This is a genomic window from Streptomyces sp. NPDC048419, assembly GCF_043200415.1.
In the GTDB taxonomy this organism is placed as follows: domain Bacteria; phylum Actinomycetota; class Actinomycetes; order Streptomycetales; family Streptomycetaceae; genus Streptomyces.
The window spans coordinates 1-2,180 of sequence record NZ_JBICXT010000109.1; the positions used below are offsets into that span (position 1 = coordinate 1).

At 63.4% G+C, this 2,180-nt stretch carries 1 pseudogene; it reads right to left on the reverse strand.

The window, feature by feature from the left end:
• Positions 1-1,137: 1,137 nt before the first annotated feature.
• Positions 1,138-2,024 (reverse strand): annotated as a pseudogene (locus ACGFYN_RS48075) (IS256 family transposase); the annotation flags it as partial.
• Between the last annotated feature and the right edge of the window lie 156 nt (positions 2,025-2,180).

The following is a 2,180-nucleotide window of genomic DNA, read 5'->3' on the forward strand; positions in this document are numbered from 1 at the left end:
AGATCACCACACCAACGACGAGGGGCTTCGCCACGTCACCCCACCTGACCAGCCTGTTTCACTCCTCAGACCCCAGGATGAAAGAGGTTCACTGATTCGTTTGGCCAGTCGACCAGCCTGCGGCGGCCGCGTGCGCGTTGAGCTGAGGATGGTGCATGGACAACAACACATACCGGGGCGGGTTCCCCTTTCCTGTCGGCGGCGGTAGGGCTTTCTGGCATCACCGTGACGCATCGGAGCGGTAGCGAAAGATTCTGCTTATAGCTAGATTGCAGAGCGCATGGTTTTACGGCCTGGCTTTATGATGGATGCTGCTGACGCGACTCGGATTCTCCTGTTTTTTGGGTCACGTAGGCACGGCTAACGCTGACGTGAAGTGACACGCAGTAAAAAGGAAGCGCTCCTTGCGCATGCAGGAGGTGCGCCCCTCCCCTTTTCGGGCTTCCTTCGACGCGGGTAGGACTGCTAGCCCCCGTGAGTGGCGATGCAGACTCTCGCGTTGCGCTAGGCCGGCGTGCCGGTCAGGCGGGGAAGCCGTCCATTCCCGGGCCCCTAGGCGATACACGGGCGAGAGGGGAGTCCCGCCACCCCGCAAGGACCGCTGCGAGATTGATGCCGAGTCGTACTCAACGAGCCTCCCTCTCCCCCTAAGCCTAGGTGATCTTGAGGTAGCCTCTTGACATTCTGCATTTGCAGTGCAATTTTCTTCCTCGGGCGGCTCGGGGGAGGCGCCCGAAACCTTGAAGCGTCACCCCCCCCGCGCGCTTCAAGGTGCAGTGGCGTCCCTCCTCCCCTAAGCGGAGGGAGGAGGGACGTCCTAGACTTGAGGGTAACTTGAGTAGTCCGCTCTAGCGGATGACCTGCCGATACCAGTAGCACTTGGCGAGGCGCTCGATTTTCCGGAAGCTCGACCCGAGGATAGGAAAAGACTTCACCGTCTCGTTCGAGGGCCGGAAGAAGAAACTGAGCTGACTGTGATCGAGTGGAAAACGAAGGTACCGAGATCCGTAAATCGCCGCCGCGCAGGTGGATCAACGACGCAAGGCGTGGATCGTCCGGCCCGATGACTGAGCTGGCAGATTTACAGCGGGCTCCGTTCGCCCCATCCGGTCGTGTCCCTCGTCGTGGTGTTGGGGATCAACTGGTGGGCGTGTTCGGGGTGTTGGGCAGCGTGGGGGCGCTTTCGGGGAGTCCGCGGTAGATCTCGCTCATGCTGCCTTCGGGGAGATAGCAGCGGGGGAAGGCGATCCATTCGTCGTGCATCTCGAAGAGCACCGCGGTGACCAGGCGGATGAGCGCGTCGTCGTTGGGGAAGACCTGGACGACGTCGATCCTGCGCTTGATCTCGCGGTTCACCCGTTCCAGCGGGTTCGTAAACTGGATCTTCTTCCAGTGCCGGGGCGGGAAGTCCGCGAACGCGGTCAGATCCTCCTTCGCCTCCAGCAGCATCGCTTTGACCGTGGGGAACTGGGCCCCGAGCATGTCCGCGACGGTGTCCAGGTGCGTGCGCGCGAGGCCGGCGGTGGGCTGGGTGAAGATGGTGCGGATCGTTGCGGCGACCATTTCACCGGAGGCCCGGTCGATCACGCTGAAGGCATTGCGCAGGAAATGAACCCTGCACCGCTGCCAGGCGGCTCCCAGCATCACCTTGCGGACCGCGGCGACCAGACCGGCGTGCTGGTGGGTGACGACCAGCCGAACCCCGGACAGGCCACGCTCACGCAGCGAGCGCAGGACTTCCTTCCAGAACGCCTCGCTCTCGCTGGCGCCGACCATCAGGCCCAGGACCTCGCGGCCTTCGTCCTCGGTGATACCGGTGGCGACCACCACCGCCCGGGAGACGATCTGATGATTCACCCGCGCTTTGCAGTAGGTTGCGTCCAAATAGACGTAGGGGAAGCGGACGTGATCCAGCGGGCGGGTGCGGAACGCGGTCAGCGGCTCGTCCAGCGCTGCACAGATCCGGGAGACTCCGACTTCGAGATGCCGCTGTTCCCGCGGAGGGCTTTGACCAGGTCATCGACGCTGCCGGGGGGTGCCTCTATGAAGCTTCTATGTCCCGTCAACCCCCGTTTTCGCCGCGGCGGCGTGGTTGAGGTGGCGGTAGAGGCGTCGGGCGAGGTAGCGCTTGAGACAGCGGCGGATCTCGCGGTCTGTCTTGCCTTCGGTCCGGCGTCGGT